Annotated in this window: 26 protein-coding genes; 14 read left to right on the top strand and 12 right to left on the bottom strand. The window is 74.5% G+C overall.

Annotated features, from left to right (window positions below; genetic code table 11):
• The first annotated feature begins 16 nt into the window (after nt 1–16).
• Nucleotides 17–538 carry a DUF4878 domain-containing protein gene (locus ACZ5UI_RS17525; RefSeq protein WP_464189221.1) on the top strand — a complete coding sequence of 174 codons (522 nt, stop codon included), beginning with the start codon at nt 17–19 and terminating at the stop codon, nt 536–538.
• Here ACZ5UI_RS17525 and ACZ5UI_RS17520 read toward each other — a convergent pair.
• Nucleotides 525–1574: a helix-turn-helix transcriptional regulator gene (locus tag ACZ5UI_RS17520; protein ID WP_464189219.1), complete on the bottom strand. Its 1050-nt coding sequence runs from the start codon at nt 1572–1574 to the stop codon at nt 525–527. The genes ACZ5UI_RS17525 and ACZ5UI_RS17520 overlap by 14 nt on opposite strands.
• 95 nt (nt 1575–1669) lie before the next feature.
• Here ACZ5UI_RS17520 and ACZ5UI_RS17515 point away from each other — a divergent pair, with 95 nt between their 5' ends.
• A complete protein-coding gene (locus ACZ5UI_RS17515; RefSeq protein WP_464189217.1) occupies nt 1670–2137 on the top strand; it encodes a cupin domain-containing protein in 468 nt (155 codons plus the stop codon).
• Here ACZ5UI_RS17515 and ACZ5UI_RS17510 read toward each other — a convergent pair.
• The gene (locus tag ACZ5UI_RS17510) at nt 2134–2991 is read right to left on the bottom strand and encodes an NmrA family NAD(P)-binding protein (protein ID WP_464189215.1); all 858 of its coding nucleotides are present in this window, start codon (nt 2989–2991) and stop codon (nt 2134–2136) included. The genes ACZ5UI_RS17515 and ACZ5UI_RS17510 overlap by 4 nt on opposite strands.
• A gap of 10 nt (nt 2992–3001) precedes the next feature.
• On the bottom strand, nt 3002–3664 hold the full coding sequence (locus tag ACZ5UI_RS17505) for a lysophospholipid acyltransferase family protein (RefSeq protein ID WP_464189213.1): 663 nt from the start codon (nt 3662–3664) through the stop codon (nt 3002–3004).
• A 74-nt stretch (nt 3665–3738) separates the two neighbouring features.
• Here ACZ5UI_RS17505 and ACZ5UI_RS17500 point away from each other — a divergent pair, with 74 nt between their 5' ends.
• Entirely contained in the window at nt 3739–5448 is a 1710-nt protein-coding gene (locus ACZ5UI_RS17500; RefSeq protein WP_464189211.1) for an FAD-binding oxidoreductase, read from the top strand.
• On the opposite strand, the gene ACZ5UI_RS17495 is transcribed toward ACZ5UI_RS17500, so the two are convergent.
• Both ACZ5UI_RS17495 and ACZ5UI_RS17490 read right to left on the bottom strand, forming a co-directional pair.
• Nucleotides 5398–6975 (bottom strand): serine hydrolase, encoded by a 1578-nt coding sequence (locus ACZ5UI_RS17495; protein WP_464189209.1) that lies wholly within the window; start codon nt 6973–6975, stop codon nt 5398–5400. The two genes, ACZ5UI_RS17500 and ACZ5UI_RS17495, sit on opposite strands and share 51 nt — an antisense overlap.
• A 34-nt stretch (nt 6976–7009) precedes the next feature.
• Entirely contained in the window at nt 7010–8242 is a 1233-nt protein-coding gene (locus ACZ5UI_RS17490; protein WP_464189207.1) for a cytochrome P450, read from the bottom strand.
• A 111-nt stretch (nt 8243–8353) separates the two neighbouring features.
• On the opposite strand from ACZ5UI_RS17490, the gene ACZ5UI_RS17485 reads away from it, so the two are divergent.
• Nucleotides 8354–9556 (top strand): coiled-coil domain-containing protein, encoded by a 1203-nt coding sequence (locus tag ACZ5UI_RS17485; RefSeq protein ID WP_464189205.1) that lies wholly within the window; start codon nt 8354–8356, stop codon nt 9554–9556.
• A 32-nt stretch (nt 9557–9588) separates the two neighbouring features.
• Complete coding sequence (locus tag ACZ5UI_RS17480; protein WP_464189203.1) at nt 9589–9921, top strand: hypothetical protein; 333 nt, start codon at nt 9589–9591, stop codon at nt 9919–9921.
• 3 nt (nt 9922–9924) lie between these two features.
• Here the strand turns inward: ACZ5UI_RS17480 and ACZ5UI_RS17475 are convergent, their stop codons facing one another.
• On the bottom strand, nt 9925–10284 hold the full coding sequence (locus ACZ5UI_RS17475; protein ID WP_464189201.1) for a hypothetical protein: 360 nt from the start codon (nt 10282–10284) through the stop codon (nt 9925–9927).
• Between the two features lie 133 nt (nt 10285–10417).
• Here ACZ5UI_RS17475 and ACZ5UI_RS17470 point away from each other — a divergent pair, with 133 nt between their 5' ends.
• A complete protein-coding gene (locus tag ACZ5UI_RS17470; RefSeq protein ID WP_464189199.1) occupies nt 10418–11407 on the top strand; it encodes a LacI family DNA-binding transcriptional regulator in 990 nt (329 codons plus the stop codon).
• Nucleotides 11404–12621, top strand: coding sequence for an MFS transporter (locus ACZ5UI_RS17465; RefSeq protein WP_464189197.1), 1218 nt, complete (start codon nt 11404–11406; stop codon nt 12619–12621). Before ACZ5UI_RS17470 ends, ACZ5UI_RS17465 begins: the two co-directional genes overlap by 4 nt.
• Here ACZ5UI_RS17465 and ACZ5UI_RS17460 read toward each other — a convergent pair.
• Nucleotides 12605–13696 carry a hypothetical protein gene (locus ACZ5UI_RS17460; RefSeq protein WP_464189195.1) on the bottom strand — a complete coding sequence of 364 codons (1092 nt, stop codon included), beginning with the start codon at nt 13694–13696 and terminating at the stop codon, nt 12605–12607. The two genes, ACZ5UI_RS17465 and ACZ5UI_RS17460, sit on opposite strands and share 17 nt — an antisense overlap.
• Before the next feature lie 14 nt (nt 13697–13710).
• Nucleotides 13711–14814: a lysylphosphatidylglycerol synthase transmembrane domain-containing protein gene (locus ACZ5UI_RS17455; protein ID WP_464189193.1), complete on the bottom strand. Its 1104-nt coding sequence runs from the start codon at nt 14812–14814 to the stop codon at nt 13711–13713.
• A 77-nt stretch (nt 14815–14891) separates the two neighbouring features.
• On the opposite strand from ACZ5UI_RS17455, the gene ACZ5UI_RS17450 reads away from it, so the two are divergent.
• A complete protein-coding gene (locus ACZ5UI_RS17450) occupies nt 14892–15554 on the top strand; it encodes a response regulator transcription factor (protein ID WP_464189191.1) in 663 nt (220 codons plus the stop codon).
• Nucleotides 15551–16846 carry a sensor histidine kinase gene (locus tag ACZ5UI_RS17445; RefSeq protein ID WP_464189189.1) on the top strand — a complete coding sequence of 432 codons (1296 nt, stop codon included), beginning with the start codon at nt 15551–15553 and terminating at the stop codon, nt 16844–16846. The genes ACZ5UI_RS17450 and ACZ5UI_RS17445 overlap by 4 nt, the downstream gene beginning before the upstream one ends.
• On the opposite strand, the gene ACZ5UI_RS17440 is transcribed toward ACZ5UI_RS17445, so the two are convergent.
• On the bottom strand, nt 16754–18172 hold the full coding sequence (locus ACZ5UI_RS17440; RefSeq protein ID WP_464189187.1) for a sensor histidine kinase: 1419 nt from the start codon (nt 18170–18172) through the stop codon (nt 16754–16756). The two genes, ACZ5UI_RS17445 and ACZ5UI_RS17440, sit on opposite strands and share 93 nt — an antisense overlap.
• Nucleotides 18169–18867, bottom strand: a complete 699-nt coding sequence (locus ACZ5UI_RS17435) for a response regulator transcription factor (protein ID WP_464189185.1) — start codon at nt 18865–18867, stop codon at nt 18169–18171. The genes ACZ5UI_RS17440 and ACZ5UI_RS17435 overlap by 4 nt, the downstream gene beginning before the upstream one ends.
• A 134-nt stretch (nt 18868–19001) precedes the next feature.
• Between ACZ5UI_RS17435 and ACZ5UI_RS17430 the strand changes: the two genes are divergently transcribed.
• The 3 genes from ACZ5UI_RS17430 to ACZ5UI_RS17420 all read left to right on the top strand — a co-directional run bounded on the left by ACZ5UI_RS17430 (nt 19002) and on the right by ACZ5UI_RS17420 (nt 20629).
• A complete protein-coding gene (locus tag ACZ5UI_RS17430) occupies nt 19002–19481 on the top strand; it encodes a PepSY domain-containing protein (RefSeq protein ID WP_464189182.1) in 480 nt (159 codons plus the stop codon).
• A gap of 83 nt (nt 19482–19564) precedes the next feature.
• Nucleotides 19565–20173 (top strand): hypothetical protein, encoded by a 609-nt coding sequence (locus tag ACZ5UI_RS17425; protein WP_464189180.1) that lies wholly within the window; start codon nt 19565–19567, stop codon nt 20171–20173.
• Nucleotides 20174–20185: 12 nt separating this feature from the next.
• Nucleotides 20186–20629, top strand: a complete 444-nt coding sequence (locus tag ACZ5UI_RS17420; RefSeq protein WP_464189178.1) for a nitroreductase family deazaflavin-dependent oxidoreductase — start codon at nt 20186–20188, stop codon at nt 20627–20629.
• On the opposite strand, the gene ACZ5UI_RS17415 is transcribed toward ACZ5UI_RS17420, so the two are convergent.
• Nucleotides 20626–21219, bottom strand: coding sequence for a dihydrofolate reductase family protein (locus ACZ5UI_RS17415; protein WP_464189176.1), 594 nt, complete (start codon nt 21217–21219; stop codon nt 20626–20628). The genes ACZ5UI_RS17420 and ACZ5UI_RS17415 overlap by 4 nt on opposite strands.
• 52 nt (nt 21220–21271) lie before the next feature.
• On the opposite strand from ACZ5UI_RS17415, the gene ACZ5UI_RS17410 reads away from it, so the two are divergent.
• Nucleotides 21272–22774 (top strand): FAD-dependent monooxygenase, encoded by a 1503-nt coding sequence (locus tag ACZ5UI_RS17410; RefSeq protein ID WP_464189174.1) that lies wholly within the window; start codon nt 21272–21274, stop codon nt 22772–22774.
• 3 nt (nt 22775–22777) lie between these two features.
• Here the strand turns inward: ACZ5UI_RS17410 and ACZ5UI_RS17405 are convergent, their stop codons facing one another.
• Nucleotides 22778–23149 carry a hypothetical protein gene (locus tag ACZ5UI_RS17405; protein ID WP_464189172.1) on the bottom strand — a complete coding sequence of 124 codons (372 nt, stop codon included), beginning with the start codon at nt 23147–23149 and terminating at the stop codon, nt 22778–22780.
• Between the two features lie 151 nt (nt 23150–23300).
• Here ACZ5UI_RS17405 and ACZ5UI_RS17400 point away from each other — a divergent pair, with 151 nt between their 5' ends.
• Complete coding sequence (locus ACZ5UI_RS17400) at nt 23301–24038, top strand: DUF899 domain-containing protein (protein WP_464189170.1); 738 nt, start codon at nt 23301–23303, stop codon at nt 24036–24038.
• The last annotated feature ends 1 nt before the right edge of the window (nt 24039 follow it).

Raw genomic sequence — 24039 nt, 5'->3', positions numbered from 1 at the left:
GGGTATGGCGGTGCGCATGCTCCAAGCACGCACGCTTTCGATTGCCGTCCTCGCCCTCGCCGCTCTGGCCGTTCCCGGCTGCGGAGGCGACGACTCCGGCGGCGGAGGCGACGACGAGGCGCAGATCCGCGAGACGGTCACCAACTACGCCAACGCGGTGGCCGACGGCGACGGCGACAAGGCCTGCGGCTTCCTGACCAAGAGCGCCAAGGACCAGATCGACCAGGCCGCGGAGGCCCTGGGCACCAGCGGCTGCGCCGAGACGCTGGAGAAGGCCACCGAGGGGGCGAGCGACGACGAGCTCGAGCAGGTCAAGAACCTCGAGATCACCTCGGTGAAGATCGATGGCGACCGGGCGACGGTGATGACGAAGGTCGATGGGGTCGACGAGGCCGACGCCGAGCCGGCGATCCTGACCAAGGAGGACGGCGAGTGGAAGGTCGCGGCCGATCAGTCCGGCGGCGCGGAGTCCGCCACCGTCGAGCGCCCGCAGGTGACCGCGGAGGCGCCCACGGTGGCCACCGTCACGGCCCCGTAGGACCGCTCAGCCGGGCGACGAGGTCGCGCCGCGAGCGCACGCCCACCTTTTCGAACACGCCCTTCAGGCGGTCCTGCACGGTGTGCGGCGAGATGAACAGCTCGCCCGCCATCTGCTTGGTGGACCGGCCCTGGAGGGCGAGTTCGACGATCGCGCGCTCACCGGGCGACAGCCCGTAGGAGCCGAGCAGGATCGGCAGCAGCGCCGCCGGGGTGCCGGCCTGGCAGGTGATCGCCACGCGGCCGCGGTCGGTGGCCGACGCGTGCAGCAGGCGCCACACCCCGTCGGCGCCGGGCGCGTGCACGCGCGCGCTCTCGCTGCGCCCGTCGGCGGCGTGCAGGCGCGCGCGGATGGCCAGCGTGACCAGCACCTCCGGCACGCGCGCATCGGGGGCGCCGGGATCGCGCAGCGCGGCGACGTGCGCGTCGCCGCCCGCGGTGCGCTCGACCAGCACGTCGTCGGCGTCCAGGAACAGCACGGCCGGCACGTCGCTGACCGCGGCGGCGACGACGTCGGGCCCGAGCGCGGCGTCACGCAGCGCGGGGGCGACGATGCCGGCCACCCGGCCCACGAGCGCGGCCTCGTCGGCGTCGAAGTCCGGCCGCTGGTCGCCGCGGAACAGGTGGATGAAGCCCCAGGTGGTCTGGCCCGTGCGCGCCGCGGCGCGCAGCTCGTGGCGCACGCCCAGCGGCCCCAGCACCTCGCGCCAGCGGGCGGCCCGCTCGAGCTCGCCGCCGGTCGACCGCGAGAGGATCGTCACCGGCACGCGCTCGTGGACGAGGTCGCGGTGGCGCCCGGGCTCGGGCTCGGTCCCGTGCTCGATCCGGTACAGCTCGGGCGCCAGCGTCCGGTCGACGCCGTCGACCGCGGTCGCCGTGGCCAGCAGCGTGGCGGGGTCGGACGCCGCGAAGCAGAACCCGTCGACCGGGACGGCGCGATGCAGGCGCTCCATCACGGCGACGCGCAGCGCGTGGCCGTCGGTCTCCCGCTCCGCCACCCGCGCGATGTCGCGCTCGACTCGTCCATGGTCGGGCATGGGAATCAGGGTCTCAGGTGCGTGCGGAGCTGTCGAGCGGATCCCCACATTCCTGGGGTGGTCGGCGCCGGTCCCTGACGGCAGCCTGCACTCCCATGCACACCACCACCGACACCACCACCAACGCCCACTGGTTCATGGGCGGCCGCATGACCGTCCTGCTCTCCGGCGACGACACCGCCGGTGCGCTCAACGCGATCGAGCAGGACCTGCCGGCCGGCCTGGCCACGCCGCTGCACAAGCAGCCCAACGACGACGAGACGTTCGTGCTGATCGACGGCGAGATCGAGCTGTGGGTCGAGGGCGAGCTGAGCCGCGCGAGCGCCGGCCAGGCCGTCTTCGTCCCGCGGGGCACCAAGCACGCGTTCCGCGTCGTCTCCGACGGCGCCCACCTGATCAGCTTCGGCACGCCCGCCGGGCACGAGCAGTTCTTCATCCAGGGCGGCGAGCCGGCCTCCGAGGGATCGGCGCCGTCCGACGGGCCGATCGACATGGCGCGCATGGCCGCGGCGGCCGCGGCCGCCCGGGTCGAGCTGCTCGGCCCGCCGCCGTTTGCGGTCTAACCCTCGAAGCGATCCCGATGGGCCGTGATCCAGTCGACCACGTCGACCGGGTCGCGGCCCGTCAGCTCGCGCACGGTGCCGGTGACCAGGTCGGCGCCGCCCGCCTTCCACGCGCGCATGTGCGCGAGCACGCCGATCTCGGCCGCCTCGGGTGTCATCCCGACCTGCTGCACCAGCACCTCGGCGAACGCCTCGTCGGGCATGTCGACGTACGCCACCGGCCGCTCGAGCACCTGCGTGAAGGCGTTGGCGCAGTCGCCCAGGCTGACCGACCGGGGGCCGGTGAGCTGGTAGTCGCGGCCGGTCTGCGAGCCGTCCACCAGCAGCGTCGCGCCGGCGCGGGCGACGTCCTCCAGCGCCACGATGCCCGCGCGCCCCTCGCCCGAGCTGCCGTACAGCCCGCCGGCGTGGATGATCGCCTGGGCCTGGCTGAAGAGCGTCGTCTCCATCACCGAGCTGGGCGACAGCAACGCCCAGTCCAACCCGCAGTCGCGGATGGCGGCGATCGACTGCTGGTGCAGGTCGCCGAGCGCGTCGTGGTGGGTGACCGCGCCGTGCAGCTTGACGATGCGCGTGACGCCCACGCGCAGCGCGGCGGCCAGCAGGTTGCCCTCGCGCACCGCGATCTGGTCGTCCATGGGGGAGACCACGAACAGCGTGTCGGCGCCGGCCAGCGCGCGATCCAGCGACTCGGGCGCGTCCATGTCACCCAGCACCGGCTCGACGCCCGCCGCGCGCAGCGCCGCCGCCGCATCCTCGCGCCGGACCAGCCCGCGCACGTCTCCACCACGCGCGGCGATCTCCGCCACGATCGCCCCGCCGAACATCCCGCTGGCCCCGCTCACCACGATCATGGCCGTCAACCTAATGCTGGGCGGCGAAGAACGCCTCGACCTGCCCGATCGCCGCTTCGCGCTCGTGCGGCGTGGTCGGGTAGATCGGCGGGCCGAAGGCGATGCGCACCGGGTGGCGCGGCTGCCAGGCCTTGCGCTTGGGCCACGACTGCCCTGGGGGCATGGCCTCGCGGGTGCCGGTCAGGTGCACCGGGATCAGCGGCAGGTGATGGCGCGCGGCCAGCAGCGCCGCGCCGGTGCGCAGGCGCCGCGGCTCCTCGGCCCCGCCGTGGCGGGTGCCGGCGGGGTACATGAGCAGCGACCAGCGCGCGGCCAGCAGCTCCTCGACGTGCCCGAGGTCGGAGCTGCCGCCGCCGTCGCGCGCCACGGGCACGGTGCCGAACAGCAGCGACACGAGCGCGGCCTTCGGGCGCTTGACGTAGAAGTAGTCGGCCGCCGCGGCGACGACCGTGCGCCGGCGCCAGGCCCGCGGCAGCGCGTTGAGGATCAGCGGCGTGTCGATGTGGCTGGAGTGGTTGGCCACGAACACCGCGGGCGCCGGAACGCGCGCGAACCAGTCGGCGCCGCTGACCTCGCGGCCCGTGTACCAGCCGAGGACCGGTTCGAAGAACCCGGACAGCAACGCGCCGCGCGCGGCCCGCGCGGGTCCCGAGCGCGACCACGCTTCGTCCAATCGGGCGCAGCTCTCCACGGGAGACTGGACACCGGCGGACGCACTCGGTTTCACGCATCTGCGAGGCTGCGGGCATGGCCGCGATGAAATGGTGGGGCTGGGGCCAGGAGGGCATCGCCTTCAGCCACGAGGACAAGCCGGCGCTGCGCGACTTCATCAAGCAGGCCGTGGGCGTCGACGTGGCGCAGCGCGGACGTCCGCCGATCGGCTTCGACGCGCTCGAGGTGACGCCGTCCCAGCTGCCCGACGCGCTGCGCGACGCGCTGGTGCAGGCCGTCGGCGCCGAGCACGTCAGCACCGACGAGGCCGACCGCGTCGTGCACATGCGGGGCAAGTCGCTGCGCGATCTGGTGCGCACCCGCCGGGGTGACCTCGGTCGCCTGCCCGACGTCGTCGTGCGCCCGGCTGACGAGGACCAGGTCGTCGCCGTGCTCGACGCCGTGCTGGGCGCCGACGCCGTGCTGATCCCGTTCGGCGGCGGCACGAACATCTCCGGGAGCCTCGAGGCGCCCGCCGACGAGGAGCGCCCGATCGTCTCGCTCGACGTCACGCGCATGGACCGGGTGCTGGAGATCGACGCGGCCTCGCGCCTGGCCCGCGTGCAGGCGGGCATCTACGGCCCCGAGCTCGAGCGCCAGCTGGCCGCACAGGGCTGGACCTCCGGCCACTTCCCCGACTCGTTCACGCACTCGACGCTGGGCGGCTGGATCGCCACGCGCTCGTCGGGCATGCAGTCCGACAAGTACGGCGACATCGCCGACCTGACCCGCGCGGTGCGCGTCGTCACGCCCCACGGCGTGCTGGCCACGCGGCCGGTGCCGACGACGTCGACCGGACCCAGCGTGCGCGAGATGATCCTGGGCAGCGAGGGCCGCCTGGGCGTCATCACCGAGGCGACGATCCACGTGCATCGCGTGCCCGCGCAGCGCCAGATCCTCGGGTACCTGTTCCCCGACTGGCCGCGCGCGCTGGGCGCGATGCGGGCGCTGGCCGAGAGCGAGGCGACGCCGTCGGTCACGCGCGTCTCCGACGCCCCCGAGTCGGCCTTCAGCTTCGCCACGCGCAAGCGCCCGACGCCGCTGGACCGCGTCAAGTCGCTGGTCCTGCAGCGGGTGATCCTCAAGCGCAAGCGCATCGACGCCCACCAGATGTGCCTGTCGTTCATCGGCTTCGAGGGCAGCGAGGGCCACGTCAAGCAGCAGCGCAAGCTCGTGGCCGAGGTGATCAAGCCGTTCGGCGGCTTCTGCCTGGGCGCCAGCCCCGGCCAGCTGTACGACCAGAAGAAGTTCGACACGCCCTACATCCGCGACTTCCTGCTCGATCGCGGCGCGCTGGCCGACGTGTCAGAGACCTCGGCGCCCTGGAGCCGGCTGGGCGAGCTGTACGACGCGACGACCGCCGCCGCGCGCAGCACGTTCGCCGACCTCGGCGTGCAGGGCTGGGTCATGTGCCACATGAGCCACAGCTACCACGCGGGCGCCTGCCTGTACTTCACGTTCGCGATCACGCCGTCGGGCCGGCGCGACGAGCTGGAGGAGTACGACGCGGTCAAGGCGGCTATCCAGCAGTCGTTCGTCGACCACGGGGCGACGCTGTCCCACCACCACGCCGTGGGCACCGAGCACGCGCCGTGGCTGGAGCAGGACATCTCGCCCGCCGGCGTCGCGCTCCTGCAGGGGCTGTTCGCGGGCGCCGATCCCGGGGCCAACCTGAACCCCGGCAAGATCGTCGCCTCAGCGCCGGAAGCGGCCGAGCTGCTCGACGTCGAGGTTCTCGACTCGTAGGACGGTCGGCCGTCCGCCGCGCACGCGCGAGAACCGCACCGCGCTGAGGCCGGCCGAGCTCTCGCCCGGCGGCGTGTAGGCGAACGTGTCCCCGCTCCAGTGGCGCAGCGGGAACGCCTGGCCGCCGCCCGGACCGAGATGCAGCGTGAGCGCGCTGCCGCGCGCGGTCACGCGAGCGGGGCCGTAGAACGGGTTGTGGGCGTAGCGGCCGGTGTACGCGCGCACCGCGCGGGCCGGGGCCGGGCGGGCGGGCGGCCGGCGGCCGGCCAGCTCGCCGTGGTCCTCGGTCAGCGCGCTGAACAGCGGCTGGTAGGCCTCCAGCCAGTCGCGCGTGACGCGGCCCTGCTCGGCCAGGTCCAGGAAGTCCTGGGCGACCGTCTCGGCCAGCCCGATCGGCGAGCCGTTGGTCAGCACGACGATGCCCAGGTCGAGGTCGGGGACCATCCACACGGTCGTCGCGCCGCCCAGGGCGAAGGCGCCGGAGTGGCTCAGGCGCACGCGCCCGGTCTGGTCGGCGCTGAGCTCCATGCCCAGGCCGTAGAAGCTCGGCCGGGCGGCCGCGGCGGGCGTCACCGACGCGGTGACGATGTGCGGCGTGAAGCTCTCCAGCAGCGCGGTGGCGCCGATGATCCGCCGGCCGTCGAAGCGCCCGTCGGCCAGCTCCAGACGCACCCACTTGGCCAGGTCGTTGGCGCTCGAGCTGGCGCCACCGGCCGGGGACTGCGCGTCGGCGTCGCGCTGGTGGAGCGGCTTCCAGGTGCCGTCGACGTCGACGTGCAGGTCGGCGCGGTTGGGCGCCTTGACGAAGTCGGCGTAGGACGAGCTGGTCGAGCGCATGCCCAGCGGGCGGTAGAGCAGGCGCTCGGACAGGCGTTCCCAGCTGGTGTGCTCGGCGTTGGCCACCGCCTGCGCGGCCGCGGTCATGCCGAAGTTGGTGTACGCGTAGTGCGAGCGGATCGGCGTCAGCGGCAGGTAGCGCAGCCGGCGCAGGATCTGCCTGCGGGTGTAGCCGAGGTCCTCGAGTAGGTCGCCCGCGTGGTCGGGCAGGCCGCTGCGGTGCGCGTACAGGTCGGCGATCGTCAGCTGTCGCGTGGTGCTGGGGTCGCGCAGCGCAAACCACGGGAGGTGCTTGGTGACCAGGTCGTCCCAGGCCACCGCGCGCTGGCTGACCGCGCGGGCGATGACCGACGCGCCCAGGGGCTTGGAGACCGAGGCCAGCTGGAAGACCGTGTCGGCGTCCACCGGTCGCCTGGTCTCGGTGCTGCGCACGCCGAACCCCTTGGCGTAGACGACGCGGTCGTCGTGCACGACCGCGATCGACAGGCCCGGCACCCCGGTGCGCTGCAGCAGGCCGGCGGCGATCGTGTCCAGCTGGCCGACGGCGGCGTCGATCTGCGCGGCGGGCGCCGGCGTGGCCACCGCGATCGGCGGCGGCACGTCGGCCTGGTCCTGCGCCTGCGCCGGCGCGCCGACGCTTGTCACGAGCGCGGCCCCCGCCAGCGCCCCCCACCCAAGGAGTCCCCGCATGGGCAGGCAACCTACGACCCCCCAGAATCTGGAGTCAGCGCAGGCGCACGGGCAGCGTCCGCAGCTGGTTGGCGAACGGCGACTGGACGAACACCGGCCGGCCGTCGAGCTGCATGTCCGGGAACCGGGCCAGCGTCTCCTCGATGAGGATCTTCAGCTCCAGGCGGGCCAGCGCGGTGCCCAGGCAGAAGTGGCGCCCGCCGGCGCCGAAGGCCTGGTGCTCGGTGGTGCGGCGCAGGTCGAAGCGGTCGGGGTCCTCGAAGCGCGTCTCGTCGCGGTTGGAGGAGACGTACCACATGACCACCTTGTCGCCCTCCTTGATCTGCGCGCCGTTGAGCTCGACGTCGCGCATCGCGGTGCGGCGGAAGTGGGCGAAGGCCGGGAACATGCGCAGCGACTCCTCGACCGCCTGGCCGATCAGCGTGGGGTCCTCGAGCACGAGCGCGCGCTGCTCGTCGTCCTCCAGCAGGGCGCGCATGCCGCTGCAGTAGGTCGCCTTCGTCGAGTCGTTCCCCGCCGCCATGAGCAGGAAGAAGCCCATGACGATCTCGTGCTCCTCCAGGCCTTGGCCGTCGAGCTTCGCGTGCACGAGCACCGAGGTCAGGTCGTCGGTCGGGTGGGCGCGGCGCTCCTCGATCAGCGCGTGGCAGCGCTCGAAGATCTCGGGCACGTCGCGCTGCATCACCTGCTCGACGGGGTTGACGTCGGGGTCGCCGGCGCCGAGCGTCGCGTTCATCAGCCGCGCCCAGATCTCGTCGTCCTCGGGCGGGACGCCCATGAAGCTGCCGATCACGCGGGAGACGACCGGCTGGGCCACGTCGGTGACCAGGTCGCAGGTCGGGCGGCCGTCGTCGACGCGCTCGAGCACCTCGCGCGTGATGGCCCGGATGGCCGGCTCGTGCTCGGCGATGCGCTTGGGGGTGAACCCGCGCTGGAAGAGCGACTTGAGGCGGTCGTGCTTGGGCGGGTCCATCCCGATGAACATCGCCTGCTGCAGCTCGAGCGGGAGGATCGCGTTGGTCAGCGCGGTGATGCCGCCGCGCTCGGAGGAGTAGGTCTCCCAATCGCGGCTGACCGCGTGCACGTCGTCGGCCGTGGTGATCGACCAGTAGCCGGCCTCGTCGGGGTACTCGCTGATGTGCGGCGTCCAGTGGACCGGGCACTCGGACCGCAGCCGGGCGAACAGCTCGTGCGGCGGTCCGTCCGGCCACAGCTCGCGCTCGGTGACCTGCAGCCCCTCGAGATCGGGCAGGTGATCGGTCGACATCGCTCTCTCTCCTGGTTGGTCAGCCAGCCATAGTCTGCACGATCCGTTGCACCAGACGGAAATGCTGGGGGGATCGCGACGGCCCTTGCTAGCGTCGCCGACCTGCCGCCCGTGCTTTCCGCCTTGCCCAAGTTCCCCCGCTCCGCCTGCCTGGCGCTGCTCGCCGCGCTCGTGGTGGCCGGCATCGGGCTCGCGCTGGACGGCGCGCCCGCCCGCGGCGATCTGCAGAGCCGCATCGACGCCCGCCGCTCGGCCGCCGCCCAGCTGCAGGCCGCCGTCGACGCCGAGAGCGCGCGCATCGAGGCCACCGAGAACGGCCTGGCCGACGCGCAGGCGCGGCTGGGCGAGCTGAACGCCGTCGTCGACCGCCGGCGCGACGAGCTGCAGCAGGTGCAGGCCGATCTGGTCAAGGCGCGCGACCGGCTGACCGTGCTGGAGAACCGCTTCCACCGCGCCTCCGTGGCGCTGAGCGACAACCTGCGCGCGTCGTACAAGAACGGCCAGGTCGACCTGATCAGCGTGGTGCTCAACAGCAACGGCTTCTCGGACATGATGGAGCGGGTCGAGTTCCTCAAGCGCGTCGCCCGTCAGGACGCGCGCATCCTCGACGCGACGAAGACCACGCGCATCGAGGTGATGGCCACGGCCCGCCAGCTCGTGGACCTGCAGGACCGCAACCGCGCGCTGGCCGAGTCGGCCGAGAAGGCGCGCAACCAGGCCGCCGCGGTGCAGACCGCGATCCTCAACAAGCGCGCCGCGCTGCTGGCCGGCCGGGCCGACAAGCAGGCCGAGCTGGACCAGGTGCAGGGCGAGCTCAGCGACCTGAAGGCCGAGCAGGCGCGCGCGGCCCGGGCCGCCGCCCGCGCGGCCCAGCGCGCGGTCGAGGCGTCCGGCGCGTCGCCCAACTCGTCGATCGGCCTGAACCCGGGCGGCACCGCCCAGGCGCCCGACGGCGCGCCCGAGGCGGTCAAGCTGGTGATCGCCGCCGGCAACGCGATCGCCGGTCTGCCCTACTCCTACGGCGGCGGGCACGCGAGCTTCCAGGCCAGCGCGTACGACTGCTCGGGCTCGGTGTCCTACGCCCTGGCCGCGGCCGGGCTGGTCACCTCACCGCTGGACTCGACCTCGTTCGAGAGCTGGGGCGAGGCCGGTCCCGGCCAGTACATCACCGTCTACGCCAACGCCGGTCACGCCTACATGGTCGTCGGCGGCTGGCGCTTCGACACGAGCGCCCTGTCCTCCGGCGGGACCCGCTGGACGACCGAGATGCGCTCCAGCGCGGGCTTCGTGGCCCGCCACCCGCCCGGCCTGTAGGCCGGCGATCCCACCTCCGTAGAATCGAGGAGGTGGCGTTCCGTCGTTTCCTGCATGGCTCCAATGCCGGTGGTCCTGAGCGGGCCGGTGGCGCGGGCGGGCCGCAGGAGATCCGCCACGACGAGCGCAGCACGCGGATGGCGGCCGGCACGCTGGCCTGCCCGCGCTGTGACGCGCCCGTGCTGCTGAGCGCACCCGCGATGGCGCCGGGCGATCGGCTGGAGTGCGCGTTCTGTGCTCACGCGGGGCCGTTGCGCGACTTCCTGTCGCTGGCCACGCCGACCCGCCCGACGCGGGTCGAGGTGCACGTGCGCCTGGGCGCCCCGTCGATCCGGGCCGCGCGGCGTTCGCGCGTGCAGGAGTAGCGGCTACCAGTCGGCGGCGCCGGGCAGCTCGCTGGAGGCGGCCTGCCCGATCGCGGCGCGCGCCTGGGCGCCGGCCGGGATCACCAGGTCGTAGCCCTGCGCGGCCAGCGCGGCGGCCTGGGCCTGGGCCTCCTGCAGCCCGCCGGTGTGGCGGACGACGGCGGTCGGACCGGCCTGCGCGGCGGCGGCGGTAAGGACGGCGGGGCTGGCGTCGGCGCCGGCCAGGACGGCGACCTTCGGCGGGGTGGATACGGGCTCGGGGCCCTTGGAGACCGCGGCGCCCGCGCTGATGGCGAGGATCGCGACGATCGTGGCAGCCAGGGCCGCGAGGGCCGGCGCTCGGGTGGTCAGTGAAGTGGTCATACGTATGATGGTACTACGTATGACGATTGGCGTCCAGGCGGACCCCCGCAGGCCAGTCGACCCCCGGGCCTGCTGGAATCACCGCATTCCGACCTCGCCCCGTAGCTCCCGCGCGCCCCGCAGCGCCCGCAAGGTGACCAGCGTCGACGTCGCGCGCCACGCCGGCGTGTCGCAGTCGACCGTCTCGCTCGTCCTGTCGGGCAAGGCGCCGGGCCGCGTCTCGCCGGCCACCGCCGACGCCGTGCGCGCCGCCGCCCGCGAGCTCGGCTACCGCCCCAACGCGGCCGCCCGGGCGCTGCGCTCGGGCAACGCGTCGGCCGTCGGCCTGGTCGTCTCCGATGTGACGCACCCGTTCTTCGGGCCAACGCTGCGCGGCGCCCAGCGTGCGGCGTTCGAGGCCGGCTACGTCGTTGTCCTGATCGACGACAACTACGGCTCGGTGTGGAGCGACAGCTCGGTGGAGATCCTGCGCGAGGGCACCGTCGACGGGTTCGTCTTCTTCGCCGCCGACCCGCCCGCGTCGCTGCGCCGCTCCGGCGCGCCCCCGGTGGTGCTGGTCGAGTCCGAGCGCGCCCGCATGCCGTCGGTGCGCCTGGACGTCGAGGCCGGCACCGACGCGGCGCTGGACCACCTGATCGAGCTGGGCCACCGGCGCATCGGCTACCTGCAGGCCGGCGTGCCGGGGCAGACGTTCGCGCGCCGCCACGAGCGCTGGGCGCAGCGGCTGCGCGCGCTGGGCGAAGATCCGGGCGACCAGGTGGTCGTCGCGTCGCTGTTCAACTCCGAGGCGGTCGTCGCCGCGGGCCACCAGCTGCTGGACCAGCTGGAGCGCCTGACCGCCGTGATCTGCGACGACGACTTCCTGGCCGCCGGCGTGATCGCCGCCGCCGGCGAGCGGGGGATCGCGGTGCCCGACCGGCTGTCGGTCACCGGCTTCGACGACCTGGCCATCGCGCGGCTGGTCACCCCGCCGCTGACCACCGTGCGCTTCGACGCCGGCGACCTCGGCGCCGCGGCCTTCGAGCTCCTGCTCGCCCGCCTGCAGGGGCGGCGCACGACGAACCGGGTGCTGCCCTGCGAGCTGCGCGTGCGCGGCTCGACCGGGCCCGTGCGCGCATCGTGACCGCGGTCGAGTCGGGGGCGGGCCGCTGGTCGGCCCTGCTGCGCCGGCCCGGCGTCCCGCCGTTCGTCATCTCCAGCCTGCTCGGACGCCTGCCGCTGAGCATGCTCCAGCTCGGGGTCGTCCTGCTCGTGCGCGGTGAGGGGCACTCCTACGCGATCGCCGGGGCGACGGTCGCCGTCTACACGATCGCGCTGGCCGTCGCGCAGCCGATGCTCGGCCGCCTGGTCGACCGCATCGGCCAGCGGCGGGTGCTGATCCCGCTGGCCTTCGCCTTCCCGGCCGCAGTCGGCGGCGTCGTGTTGGCCGCGGTGTCGGGCGTGCCGTCCGGGGCGCTGCTGCCGCTGGCGGTGGTGATGGGCGCGACGCTCCCGCCGATCGAGCCCTGCGTGCGCGCCGCCTGGCCGTCGCTGGCCCCGACGCCGGAGCTGCGCGCGACCGCCTACGCGATGGAGGCGACGCTGCGCGAGCTGGTGTTCATCGGCGGCCCCCTCGTCGTCGCGCTGGTGGCCACGATCGTCTCGCCCGCCGCCGCGATGCTGCTGACCGGCGCGATCGGGCTGGTCGGGACGCTGAGCTTCACGGCCACCCATGCGGTCCGCGTGTGGCGGGCGGTCGCGCACGAGGGACGCCGGTCGCGCCTGGGCGCGCTCGTCGCGCCGGGCGTGCGCACGGTGATCGGCGCCAGCTTCGCGATGGGCCTGGCCTTCGGCACGATCGCCGTCTCGATGCCCGCGTTCGGCGAGGACCACGGGTCGCGCAGCCAGGGCGGGCTGTGCATGGCCACGTTCGCCGCCGGATCGCTGATCGGCGGCCTGATCACCGGCGCGCTGCCCCACGCCCGCCACCCGGCCCGCCGCTACGTGGTCGTGCTGACCCTGTTCGCGGTGGGCCTCGTGCCGCTGGTCATCGCCTGGGCGATCCCGGCGATGCTCGTGGCCACGCTGATCGCCGGGCTGGCCATCGCGCCCACCTTCGCCACCGCCTACGGGCTGGTCGACGACCTCGCCCCGCCCTCGACGGTCACCGAGGCGTTCGCCTGGATGAGCACGTCGGTGAGCGCCGGCTACGGGCTGGGCACCGCGGTCTCCGGCCTGGCCATCTCCGGCGGCGGGACCACCTGGGCGCTGGCCGTCGCCGTCGTCGCGGCCGGCGTGGCCGCGCTCGTGGCGGCGGTGCGCCGGACGACGCTGCAGCCGCTCAGCCGGGCGGCGTGACGGAGCCGCCGGCGACGGCGGCGAGCTGCGCGAGCATGCTGCGCTGCGCGGGCTCCGGGCCCCAGAACTGGTGCTGGGCCGTTCGGCCCGCGGCGGTGTAGGCGGCGGCCAGATGCAGCGGGAGCGGATCCCAGGCGCCGACGTCGCGGATCCACGCGCCGTCGGTGTCGCGCCAGATCAGCAGGTGCGACAGCCCACGGCCCAGGAAGTGGCCCTCGTGCGTGGTCAGGATGACCAGCGCCAGCGGCTGCCCGCCGTCGGGCAGCGCGGGGCGCGCGTCGGGGCCGGCGCCCGCGGCGTAGCGCTCGAGCAGGCCGGTGACCGCCGCGTCCAGCCGCTTGGCCGCATCGGGACCGGGGTCGCCGATCACGCTGGGTCGGGTCTCCAGCGTCGTGCAGGTCACGTAGCCGCGGGTGAAGATCGGCGAGCGGGGCGTCGGCTCGGCGACGACCTCGATCTCGAAGGTCTGGCCCAGCAGGCCCGTCGAGCGCAGCGCGGTGAAGCGCCCGTTGGCGGCGCCCATGTCCGGCCAGCGCGCGGGTTGGGCCAGGAAGCGCAGCGCCGCCCCCGGATCGGGCAGCGCGACCGGGTCGTAGGTGGCCCAGTGCTGCTCTGCGGGTGCCAGGCGGGGCGGCGTCAAGGGCTGCAGCGCCGAGCGGCGCAGGCGCCGCTCGGGGCGGAACGCCTCGCGCTCGGCACCGGTGGCGAACGCGACGCCGTGGGCGCGGCGGTCGGCGTCGGTCCAGGCGTCGGCGAACCAGTCGCCCAGCAGCGCGGTCGCCCCGACCAGCAACGCGTCGTGGTCCAGGCGCCCGCCGCGGCGCCGGCGCAGGCGCCAGAACGCGCGGTGCAGCGCGACCAGGTCCAGCGCGCCCAGCCGCCCGCGATCGCGCTGGGCCCAGCGCGTGGTCAGGATCCCGTGGGCCAGGCGCAGGTCGGCCACGTCGCGCTCGGCCTCGGGACGCGCGTAGTAGGCGGCGTTGAGGAAGTCGGTCACCCACGCGGCGGCGCCGGGCGCGGCGATCGACGATCCGGCCATGCGGGCAAAGCGGGCGGCTCCGGGCAGACGGGGCATCGGCGGCGATCCTCTCACGCGCCGTGGGGGAGGTAGCGACGGTGGGCGGCCAACCCGACCAGGCCGAGCGGCAGCGGCAGCCAGTAGGAGAACAGGCGGTAGGCCAGCGTGGCCACCACCGCGGCGCCCGCGGACACGCCGGCCAGCGCGAGCATGCCGGTCAGGCCGGCCTCGACGAAGCCCAGGCCGCCCGGCGTCAGCGGGATCTGGGCCAGGATCTGCGCGCCGCAGAAGGCCAGCAGCACCAGGCCGGGGCGCGGGTGCGCGTTCACGGCGGCCAGCGCGGCCAGCAGGGTCAGGTAGTCGAACAGCCAGCGGCCCGCGGTCGCGGCGGCGGCGCCCTTCCAGCGCGGGCCGAACGTCTGCAGGATGCGGTCGCGCTCCTTCAGCAGGCGCGCCGGCAGCGTGTGCAGCGGCGGGCGCTTGGGCCGCACCCGGTTGCGCACGCGCTGGGCGCCGCGCCCGACGGCCTCCAACGGACGATCGAGCGCCAGCAGCACGGCCGAGAGGGCGACGAGCACGACGAACAGCACGATGCCGACGATCGCCAGCTGCAGCAGCGAGCGCGAGACGCCGCCGCGCAGGAGCGAGGGGATGGCCAGCACCGGCAGGGACAGCACCGCGGCGAACACCAGCAGGTTGACCACGGTCAGCCCGCCCACGGCGCGCTCGCGATCGACGCCGACCTGCACGAGCATCCGGTACTGCAGCGCCGCGCCGACGGCGCCGCCGCCCGGGGCGACCTTCGACAGCGCGTTGCCCGCCAGCTGCGAGGTGATCACCGGCGCCAGCGCGACCGGTCGCAGCGCCAGGCGCTGGAGCAGCCACAGGCAGGCCAGGCTGGCGCCCTGGCAGACCGCCATCGCCGCGAACCACAGCGGGTCGATGTTGGCCAGGCGGTGCCAGGAGTCGAGCAGGTCCAGCAGGCTCGGCGCGACCACGTACAGCGAGATCGCCGTGATGGCCAGCCAGATCCCGGTGCGCACCCAGTTGCGCCGCGGCTCGGTCTCCAGCCGCCGCTCGCCCTCGACCACCTCGCCCGCCACGTCGAGGCGGCGCTCGATCGCCCCCTCGACGCGGTCGCCCATGCTCGTGCGGTGCTCGGGCGACGCGCTCATGGCGCGAGGCTACGGGTTCGTCATCGTTCAGGCTGCGTTCAGGTGGGTGGGCGCCGCATCGGGCATCCTGAGCAGTGGTGGCGAACGCGACGGCGGGCATCTGCGAGGACGACGACGAGCTGCGCGGGGTCCTGCGCCGCGCGCTCGAGGGCGAGGGCTTCCGGGTGCGCGCATCCGCGACCGGCAGCGACGCGGTCCGCGCGTTCAGCGACGACCCGCCCGACGTGCTCGTGCTCGACATCGGCCTGCCCGACTCCGACGGGCGCGACGTGTGCCAGGCGCTGCGGGCCAACGGCGTCAGCGCGCCGGTCCTGTTCCTGACCGCCCGCGACGCGCTGCCCGACCGGCTCAGCGGGTTCCACGCCGGCGGCGACGACTACCTGACCAAGCCGTTCGCGCTGGCCGAGCTGCTGGTGCGCGTCAACGCGCTGGTGCGCCGCGGCGGCGCCGAGGCGCCCGGCGGCGCGCTGGTGCTCGATCCGGCCGCCCACGCGATCCGCCACGACGATCGCGTCGAGCGCCTGACGCCGACCGAGTTCCGCCTGCTGGCCGCGCTGGCCGCGCGCCCCGGTGCGGTGGTGCGCCGGGCCACGCTCGTCGCCGCGGCCTGGCCCGACGGCGCGATCGTCCACGACAACACCCTGGACGCCTACCTGGCGCGGCTGCGCCGCAAGCTGCGCGCCGTCGGCCACAGCGCGGCGATCGAGACGGTGCGCGGCGTCGGATACGTGCTGCGGTGACCTTCCGCACCCGCCTGCTGGCGACCTCGCTGCTGACGCTGGTCGTCGGCCTGGGCGCGCTCGTCGTGGCCGGCAACGTGCTGCTCGCCGTGCAGATCCGCTCGACCCAGTCGAGCCTGCTGGCCGAGCGCGCTCAGGCGCTGCTGGCCTCGGTCGAGGTGCGCGACGGGCGCGTCGTCACCCGCGAGGCGCCCAACGACGCCCGCCTGGATCGCCAGTCGTGGGTGCTGGACGGCCCGACCGTGCTCGAGCGCCCTGGGTCGATCGACGCGGCCGTCGACGCCGAGGCCGTGCGCCTCGGGCGGACCGCCACCGCGGGCGATCACGAGGGACCGGACGACACGCGGCTGCGCGTCCAGCCGATCGTCGATCCCGCGGCGGACCGTCCGGTCGGCGCGGTCGTCGTCGCGCTCTCGGAGGAGTCGCTGGAGCGCGTGCAGAAGGCGGTGCTGCTCGGCTCGCTGGTGATCGCCGCGCTGGTCATCCTGGCCGGCGGCCTCGCCGTGCGCGGCGCGGTCGACGGTGCGCTGCGCCCGGTGGCGCAGATGACCGACGAGGCGCAGGAGTGGGGCAGCCACGATCTGGACCGGCGCTTCGCGCTGGGGCCGCCGCGCGACGAGCTGACCCGATTGGCGGCCACGCTCGACGGGCTGCTCGGGCGCATCGCCGCGTCGCGTCGCCACGAGCAGCGCTTCGCCGGCGAGGTGGCCCACGAGCTGCGCACGCCGGTGGCGGGCATGCGCGCGCGGGCCGAGCTCGCGCTGGCCAGCGGCGACGGCGACGAGCAGGTCGAGGCGTTGCGCGCGGTCGTCGCCCAGGCCGAGCGCCTGGACGCGGCGATAACCGCGCTGCTGGCCGTGGCCCGCCAGGAGATCGCCCCGGCCGCCGGCGCGTCGGACCTGGCCGGCCTGGCGCGCGAGTTCGAGGGCGTCGCGGTGCGCGCCGAGCCCGGGCTGCCCCGGGTCGAGGGCGAGGAGGAGGTCGTGCGCCGCGCGCTGGCGCCGCTGGTCGACAACGCCCGCCGCCACGCGGCCGGCGCCGTGACGATCGAGCTGTCGACCGACGGCGGCGTCGTGCGCGCCGCCGTGCGCGACGACGGCCCCGGTCTGGATCCGGCCCTGGGCGAGCGGGTCTTCGAGCCCGGCGTGCGCGACGACGCGTCGGGCGGCGCCGGCCTGGGCCTGCCGCTGGCCCGGCGCCTAGCGCAGTCCTGCGGGGGCGACGTCGTCGCCGGCGACGGTCCCGGCGGCTGCTTCGTGCTCGTCCTGCCCGCGCTCGGCCCCGGCGCGTAGCGCCAGGCGCAGCCACACGTCGGCGCCGCCCGGAGCGTCGGCGATGCCCACGTCCGCGCCGTGCGCGTCGGCGATCGCCCGGACCAGCGCGAGCCCCAGGCCGGCGCCGTCGCCCTCGCGGGCCGCGTCGCCGCGCGTGAAGCGCTCGAAGGCGCGCTCGCGCAGCGCGGGCGGGAACCCGGCGCCGTGGTCGCGCACGTGGATCGTCATGCGGCCCGCCTCCTCGCGGGCGACGAGCTCGACCGGCCCCTGGCCGTGGCGGGCGGCGTTGTCGACCAGGTTGACCAGCGCCTGCTCGATGCGCAGCGGGTCGACGTCGACGATCCGCCCGGGCGGCGCGTCGATCGCGGCCGGAGGCCGGGCGCGCGTGGCCACGCGTCGCAGCAGCTCGGTCAGGTCCGTCGGCTCGGGCCGGATGGGCAGCCGCCCCTGGTCGGCGCGCGCGAGCACCAGCAGGTCGTTGGCCAGCGTGATCAGGTGGTTGGTCTCCTGGGCCGCCGAGTCGACCGCGTCGCGCAGCTCCCGAGCGCTGCGCCGCCCGGTCGCGGCCAGATCGAGCTCGGCCTTCAGGCGGGCCAGCGGGGTGCGCAGCTCGTGGCTGGCGTCGGCGACGAAGGTCCGCTCGCGCGCGAAGGCGTCCTCCAGGCGAGCCAGCATCGCGTTCAGGCTGTCGGCCAGGCGGCGCACCTCGTCGCGGCTGGGCGGCACGGGCAGGCGCTGGGCCAGGTCGCCGGCCCCCAGGCGCTCGGCGTGACGGCTGAGGTCGGCCACCGGGCGCAGCGCGCGGCCCGCGGCTAGGTAGCCGGCCAGCGCGGCGACGACCAGCGCCGCCGGGAGGCCGAGCAGCAGGAGGCGATCGAGGTTGGCCAGCGCGTCCTGGCGCTCCTCGATCGACGCGCCGACCACGGCGACCCGCCCGCCCGCCGGCACGGCCAGCAGGCGAACGACGTCGTGCTCTCCGGGCAGCGTGCGGCGGTGGATCGTCAGCGGGCCCTGGCCGGCGCGCCGGACCTCTGCGGCGCTGAGCAGCGGGTCCGCGGTCAGCCCGGGCGCGGCGGCGACGACCGAGCCATCCGCGGCCAGCACCTGCGCGATGTTGTCGCCGGGATCGACCAGCCCGTCGCGCCCCAGGACCTGCAGGGACTGGGCGTCGACGGCCAGCGCCGACAGGTCGCTGGCCCGCTGGCGCAGCACCGAGGTGATCGAGGCGTCCAGCTCGGCGGCCAGGCGCTGGTGCAGGAAGCCCCCCAGCGCGGCCAGCACCACCGCGGAGGCCAGCACGAACGCGAGCGTGACCCGGACGCGCAGGCTGAGGCGGGCGATCACGGCGCGGGCACGGCGGTGCGCCCGCCGTCGGCGCGCAGGCGGTAGCCCGTGCCGCGGACCGTCTCGATCGACGCCACGCCGAACGGGCGATCGACCTTCTCGCGCAGATAGCGGATGTAGACGTCGACGACGTTGGAGCGGCGATCCTGGGCGGTGTCCCAGGCGTGGTCCAGGAGCTGTGCGCGATCGAGCACCTGGCCGCGGTGGCGCAGCAGCACCTCCAGCAGGGCGCGCTCGGTCGTCGACAGCTCCAGCTCGCGGTCGCCCCGCCAGGCGCGGCGTTCGGCGGGCACCATGCGCAGGTCGCCGGCGCGCAGCTCCACCGGCCGCTCGACCGGGCCGCGGCGGCCCAGCGCGCGCAGGCGGGCGCCGAGCTCGTCGAAGGCGAACGGCTTGGGCAGGTAGTCGTCGGCCCCGCCGTCCAGGCCGCGCACGCGGTCCTCGATCGCGTCGCGCGCGGTGAGCATCAGGATCGGCGTCCAGTCGCCCCGCTCGCGCAGGCGGGCGCAGACCTCGAAGCCGTCCCCGTCGGGCAGCATCACGTCCAGGACGATCGCGTCGACGCGGTCCTGCGCCAGCCAGGCCAGCGCGTCCGCGCCGGTGTGCACCACCTGTGCGTGCAGGTCGGCCTCGGTCAGCCCGCGGCGCAGCAGCGCAGCCAGCTTGCGGTCGTCTTCGACGATCAACAGGCGCATCGAGGGCCATCCTGGTGTCGGGTGATGAGCTGTGGATGAGAGCGGCGACGCGCCAGCTTCGGTCGCCTCATGTGCGTCTCATGGCCGCGCTGCACCGTGCAGGGTGTCCATCCGCACCAACCGCAGGAGACGCCATGAATCGCATCCAGAAGACCGTCGCCGGAGTCGCCGCCCTGGCGGCCCTCGGACTCGGCGGCAGCGCCATCGCCGGCGCCGCCGGGGGCAGCGGCAGCACGCCCGAGCCCGCCCAGCCCAACGACGCCCCGGACCAGCCGCTGACCGGCCCCGCCGCTCAGCAGGCCGGTGACGCGGCGCTGGCCAAGGTGGCCGGCGGCACGGTCGAGTCGGTCGAGGCCGCCGACGAGGGCGGGACGACGGCCTACGAGGTGAAGGTCACCGACCCCACGGGCCAGCTCGTCGAGGTCGGCGTGTCCAAGACCTTCACGGTCGTGTCCCAGCAGGCCGACGACGACGGCGCCCAGGGCGACGGCGACGGTGAGACCGCCGACGACCACGGCGCCCAGGGCGACGGCGACGGCGAGACGGCCGACGACCACGGCGCCCAGGGCGACGGCGACGGCGAGACCGCCGACGACGGCGCGGCGGCGAAGTAGCGATCGGGCTCGGTCAGGCATGGCCGCCGGATCATCGGCGCGCCTGCCTGACCAGCGCCTGAACGCGGGAGACTGTCTCCCGCATGCCCGACCGCAACCGCGTGACCCCGCTGGGCGACATCGTGGCGATCCCGCTGCGCGGCGCCTGGACCGGCAACCGCGGCCAGCTGCATCGCGGGCGCGAGATCGTCCGCTTCCACGCGGGCGATCTGTGGATCACCTGCGCGCTGCGCTTCAAGGACCGCTGGGACGAGCAGTGGCGCCCGCATCGCTTCACGTGGCTGTACTTCCACGACGAGGCGGTCGCGTTCGCCGCGGGGCACCGCCCATGCGGTGAGTGCCGGCGCGCCGCCTACGTCGCCTACCAGCAGGCGTGGGCGGCCGAGCTGGGCGGGCCGCCGCCGGGCGCGCGCGACATGAACCGCCGGCTGCACGCCGAGCGGCTCGTGCGCGGCACGCATCGCCGGCGCCGGCACGAGCTCCCGTGGCGCACCCTGCCCGACGGCTCCTTCGTGCTGCTCGACGACGCACCCGCCGTCGTGCACGGCGCCTCGCTGGTGGCCTGGACGACCGACGGCTACGGCGCGCGGCGCCGGCGCCCGGCGCGCGGCACGGCGACGGTCATCACCCCGCCGGCCAGCGTCGCCGTCCTGCGCGCGGGCTATCCGATCCAGCTCGATGCGGCCGCTTGATAGCGTCGGCGCATGCCCCTTACCGGTGAGTACGAGCCACATCCCGAGGCCTGGGTCCGCAATCAGGTCGAGGAGTACGAGGCCAGCAACGGCGAGCGCGCGAACACGCTGCTCGACACCGGCATCCCCGTGATCATCGTGACCACGCGCGGGCGCAAGAGCGGCAAGCTGCGCAAGTTCGCGCTGATGCGCGTCGAGCACGACGGCGAGTACGCGCTGGTGGCCTCGCTCGGCGGTGCCCCGAAGAACCCCGTCTGGTACGCCAACGTGATGGCCGACCCGACCGCGCTGATGATCCAGGACGGCGCCGAGCCGCACGACTACGTGGCCCGCGAGGTCGAGGGCGACGAGCGCGCCCTGTGGTGGGAGCGCTCGGTGGCCGTCTACCCCAGCTACGCCGACTACCAGGAGAAGACCAGCCGGGTCATCCCCGTGCTCGTGGCCAAGCCCGCCTAGGGACCAGCCGGGCGGTAGGTGCAGACGACGACGCCGGTGCTGGCGGTCGTCGCCGAGACGAGCTCCAGCGGCCGCGCGGCACCGTCCTGCGGGAACACGCGCTTGCCGCCGCCGACGATGATCGGCTCGATCAGGAACACGTACTCGTCGACCAGGTCCGCTTCGATCAGCTGCCGCGCGAGGTCCGAGCTGCCCCACGTCTGCAGCGCGCCGCCGTCGCGCTCGCGCAGCTCGCCGATCGCGCCGATCGCGTCGTCGGTGCTGAGCAGGTGCGAGTTGTTCCAGGTCAGGTCGTCCGGGCCGAGCGTGCGCGAGGCCACGTACTTGGTGATCGCGTTCATCTGGTCGGCGAACGGGTCGCCCGCGCGATCGGGCCAGGCGCCCGCCATCGTCGCCCACGTGCGCCGGCCGAACAGCAGCGCCTCGGTGCGGCTCATCACGTCGCCGATGACCGGTCCCATCACCGCTTCGTCGAAGTAGGGCGCCGACCAGCCGCCATGGGCGAAGCCGCCGTCGGGGTCCTCGCCCTGGCCGCCGGGCGCCTGGACGACGCCGTCGAGGGTCATGAAGTCAATGAGGATCGTCTGCATGCCCCCCAGACTGCCCTGGCGGGGCGGACTCATCGGCCGTTAGCGTTGGCGCATGACTGCTGCCCCGTTCGTGCTCGTCGTCGGTGCCGGCCCGACCGGCCTGCTGCTGGCCGCCGAGCTGCGGCGCCGGGGCGTCGCCTGCCGGGTGATCGACGCGCACGCGCAGGTGCTGGCCTGGGACCGCGCGACGGTGGTGCATCCGCGCTCGCTGGAGGTCTTCGAGTCGCTCGGGTTGCTCGACGCGTTCCTGGCCGCGGGGACGGCGCAGCGCGCGGCGCGGGTGTACTCCGACGGCGCCGTGCTCGGCGAGATCGACCTGGAGGGGTGCGGCAGCCGGCACGCGTTCAACCTGGGGATCTCCGAGCAGGTGACGGAGGCGATCCTGACCGAGCACCTGCACGCGTTGGGCGGCGCGGTCGAGCGCGGGGTGCGGCTGGTCGAGCTCGAGGTGGGGCCGGACGGGCCGGTGGCCACGCTCGAGCACGACGGCGTCCGTGAGACCGTCGCGGCGGACTGGGTCGTCGGCTGTGACGGGCTGCACAGCCTGACCCGCGAGCGGGCCGGCGTGGAGCTGGTCGGCCACGACATCCTCGAGCCCTGGGCCGTCTTCGACGTCACGCTGGAGCCCTGGGCCGAGGCCTACGACGTCAACCACGTCTACCTCGACACGCTCGCCGTGATTCTCACCGCGCTGCCCGATCGCCGCTGGCGGGTCTACGTGCGCCCCAGCGGGGCGGACTCCGACTTCGTCGCCGACGCGGCGGGCACGATCGCCCGCTACGCGCCGGCCGCGCGCCTGGTCGACGTGACCGACCCGCGCCGCTTCTCGTGCCACACCAAGGTCGCCTCGCGGCTGCGGGTCGGGCGCATCCTGCTGGCCGGCGACGCGGCCCACGTGTGCTCACCCGCGCAGGGGCACGGGATGAACAGCGGCATCCAGGACGCGTTCAACCTGGCCTGGAAGCTCGCGCTGGTCTGCGCGGGCGACGCGGGGGAGGCGCTGCTGGACAGCTACGAGGCCGAGCGCCGGCCGGTGGCCGAGCGCATCACGCGCTCCGGGGACGAGACCGAGCACGCGCAGACGCTGACCGATCCACAGGAGCGCCTGGCCCGCGACGCGACGCTGCGCGCGGTGCTCAGCGATCCGCAGACCCGCCATCAGGAGGCGATCGCCGAGGCCGAGCTGGACACCGACTACGCGGACTCGCCGATCGTCCTGGGCGGGCCGCGCGCGGGCCTGTGGCCCGGTCAGCGCCTGCCCGACACGCTGGTCGCGCGGCCGCAGGGCGGCGAGCCGGTGCCGCTGTACGAGCTGATCAACCGGGCCGGCCACACCGCGATCCTGATCGGCGCCGACGGCGCGTTGCGCGGCGCGGTGGCGGCGGCGGCGCGCCCGGCGATCGTCGAGGCGACGATCGCCGTGGAGGCCGAGGGCGACCTGGGCGCGGACGCGCCGACGCTGGTCGTCGTGCGCCCGGACGGGCACATCGGCGCGATCGCCGGTGGCGATCACGCCGAGGTGCTCGCCGCCTACCAGGCGCGGCTGGCCGGCTAGTTCCTAGGGCTGCTGCAGCTCCTTCTGGGCCTTCTCGAGCTCGGCCTTGGCCTCGTCGGGCACGCCCTCCAGATCGCCGGCGGTGTCGAGCGCCTCGCCTGCGGTCGTGCGCGCCTGCGCGTCGAGCCGGTCGGTCACCTCCTGGATCTGGGCCTCGGCGTCCTCGGCGCTGAGCTCGCCGGACTGGACCTTGCGCTGGATCGCCTCCAGCTGCGTCTTGGCGTCGGTGGCCGACTCCTGCAGCTGCGTGCCCTGCTGCTGGAGGGTCTCGAGCTTGTCGTCGTTGGAGCTGCCGCAGCCGGTGGCGGTGGCGAGGGCGGCGACGGCCAGGATTCCAGCGATGGCGCCGCGGTGGAGCGTGGGGTTCAGGTTCATGGGTCGACCGTCCCAGGGCGGGGCGCGCGCGTCAGTGCCGGATCAGTGTCATCTGCACTCACGAGGGCGATATGTAACCATATGGTGACACTAGGCCGATGACTTTGGCTTCGCGCCGACGTCTGAACAGCCGAACCCACAGGAGGAACCCATGCTTCCCCAGAACACCCCGCCGGTCGTCTCGCCCGAGCAGTGGCACGCCGCTCGCCAGGAGCTGCTGGTCAAGGAGAAGGAGCTGACCCGGGCGCGCGACGCGCTCTCCGCCGAGCGCCGGCGGATGCCCTGGCTGGCCGTCGAGAAGGACTACGCGTTCGAGGGTCCGGACGGACCGGTCAAGCTCGTCGACCTGTTCGACGGGCGCTCGCAGCTGATCGTCTACCGCTTCTTCTTCGAGCCCGGCGTCGGCGAGTGGCCCGAGAGCGGCTGCCGCGGCTGCTCGATGATGGCCGACCAGGTCACCAACCTCGCGCACCTCAACGCGCGCGACACGACGTTCGTCAACGTCTCACGCGCGCCGCAGCCCGACATCGAGCGCTGGAAGGCGCGGATGGGCTGGGAGATTCCCTGGTACACGCTGACCGACGACTTCGACGCGGACTTCGGCGTCGACGAGTGGCACGGGACCAACGCCTTCGTGCGCGACGGCGATCAGATCTACAGGACCTACTTCATCGACAAGCGCGGCGACGAGCAGCTCGGCACCGCCTGGGCCTACCTGGACATCACCGCGTTCGGCCGCCAGGAGATCTGGGAGGACTCGCCCGAGGGCTACCCGCAGACGCAGGCCTACGTGTGGTGGAACCTGCACGACGAGTACGACCACGCGACCGACTTCGCGGCCGCCACGGCCGAGTCGTCGGCCTCCCAGCGCGGCGCCAACAGCGTCTGAT

Source organism: Conexibacter sp. JCM 18997 (assembly GCF_055391915.1).
Note: the sequence above shows the minus strand (reverse complement) of the source record. Positions and strands in the feature narration are given on the sequence as shown.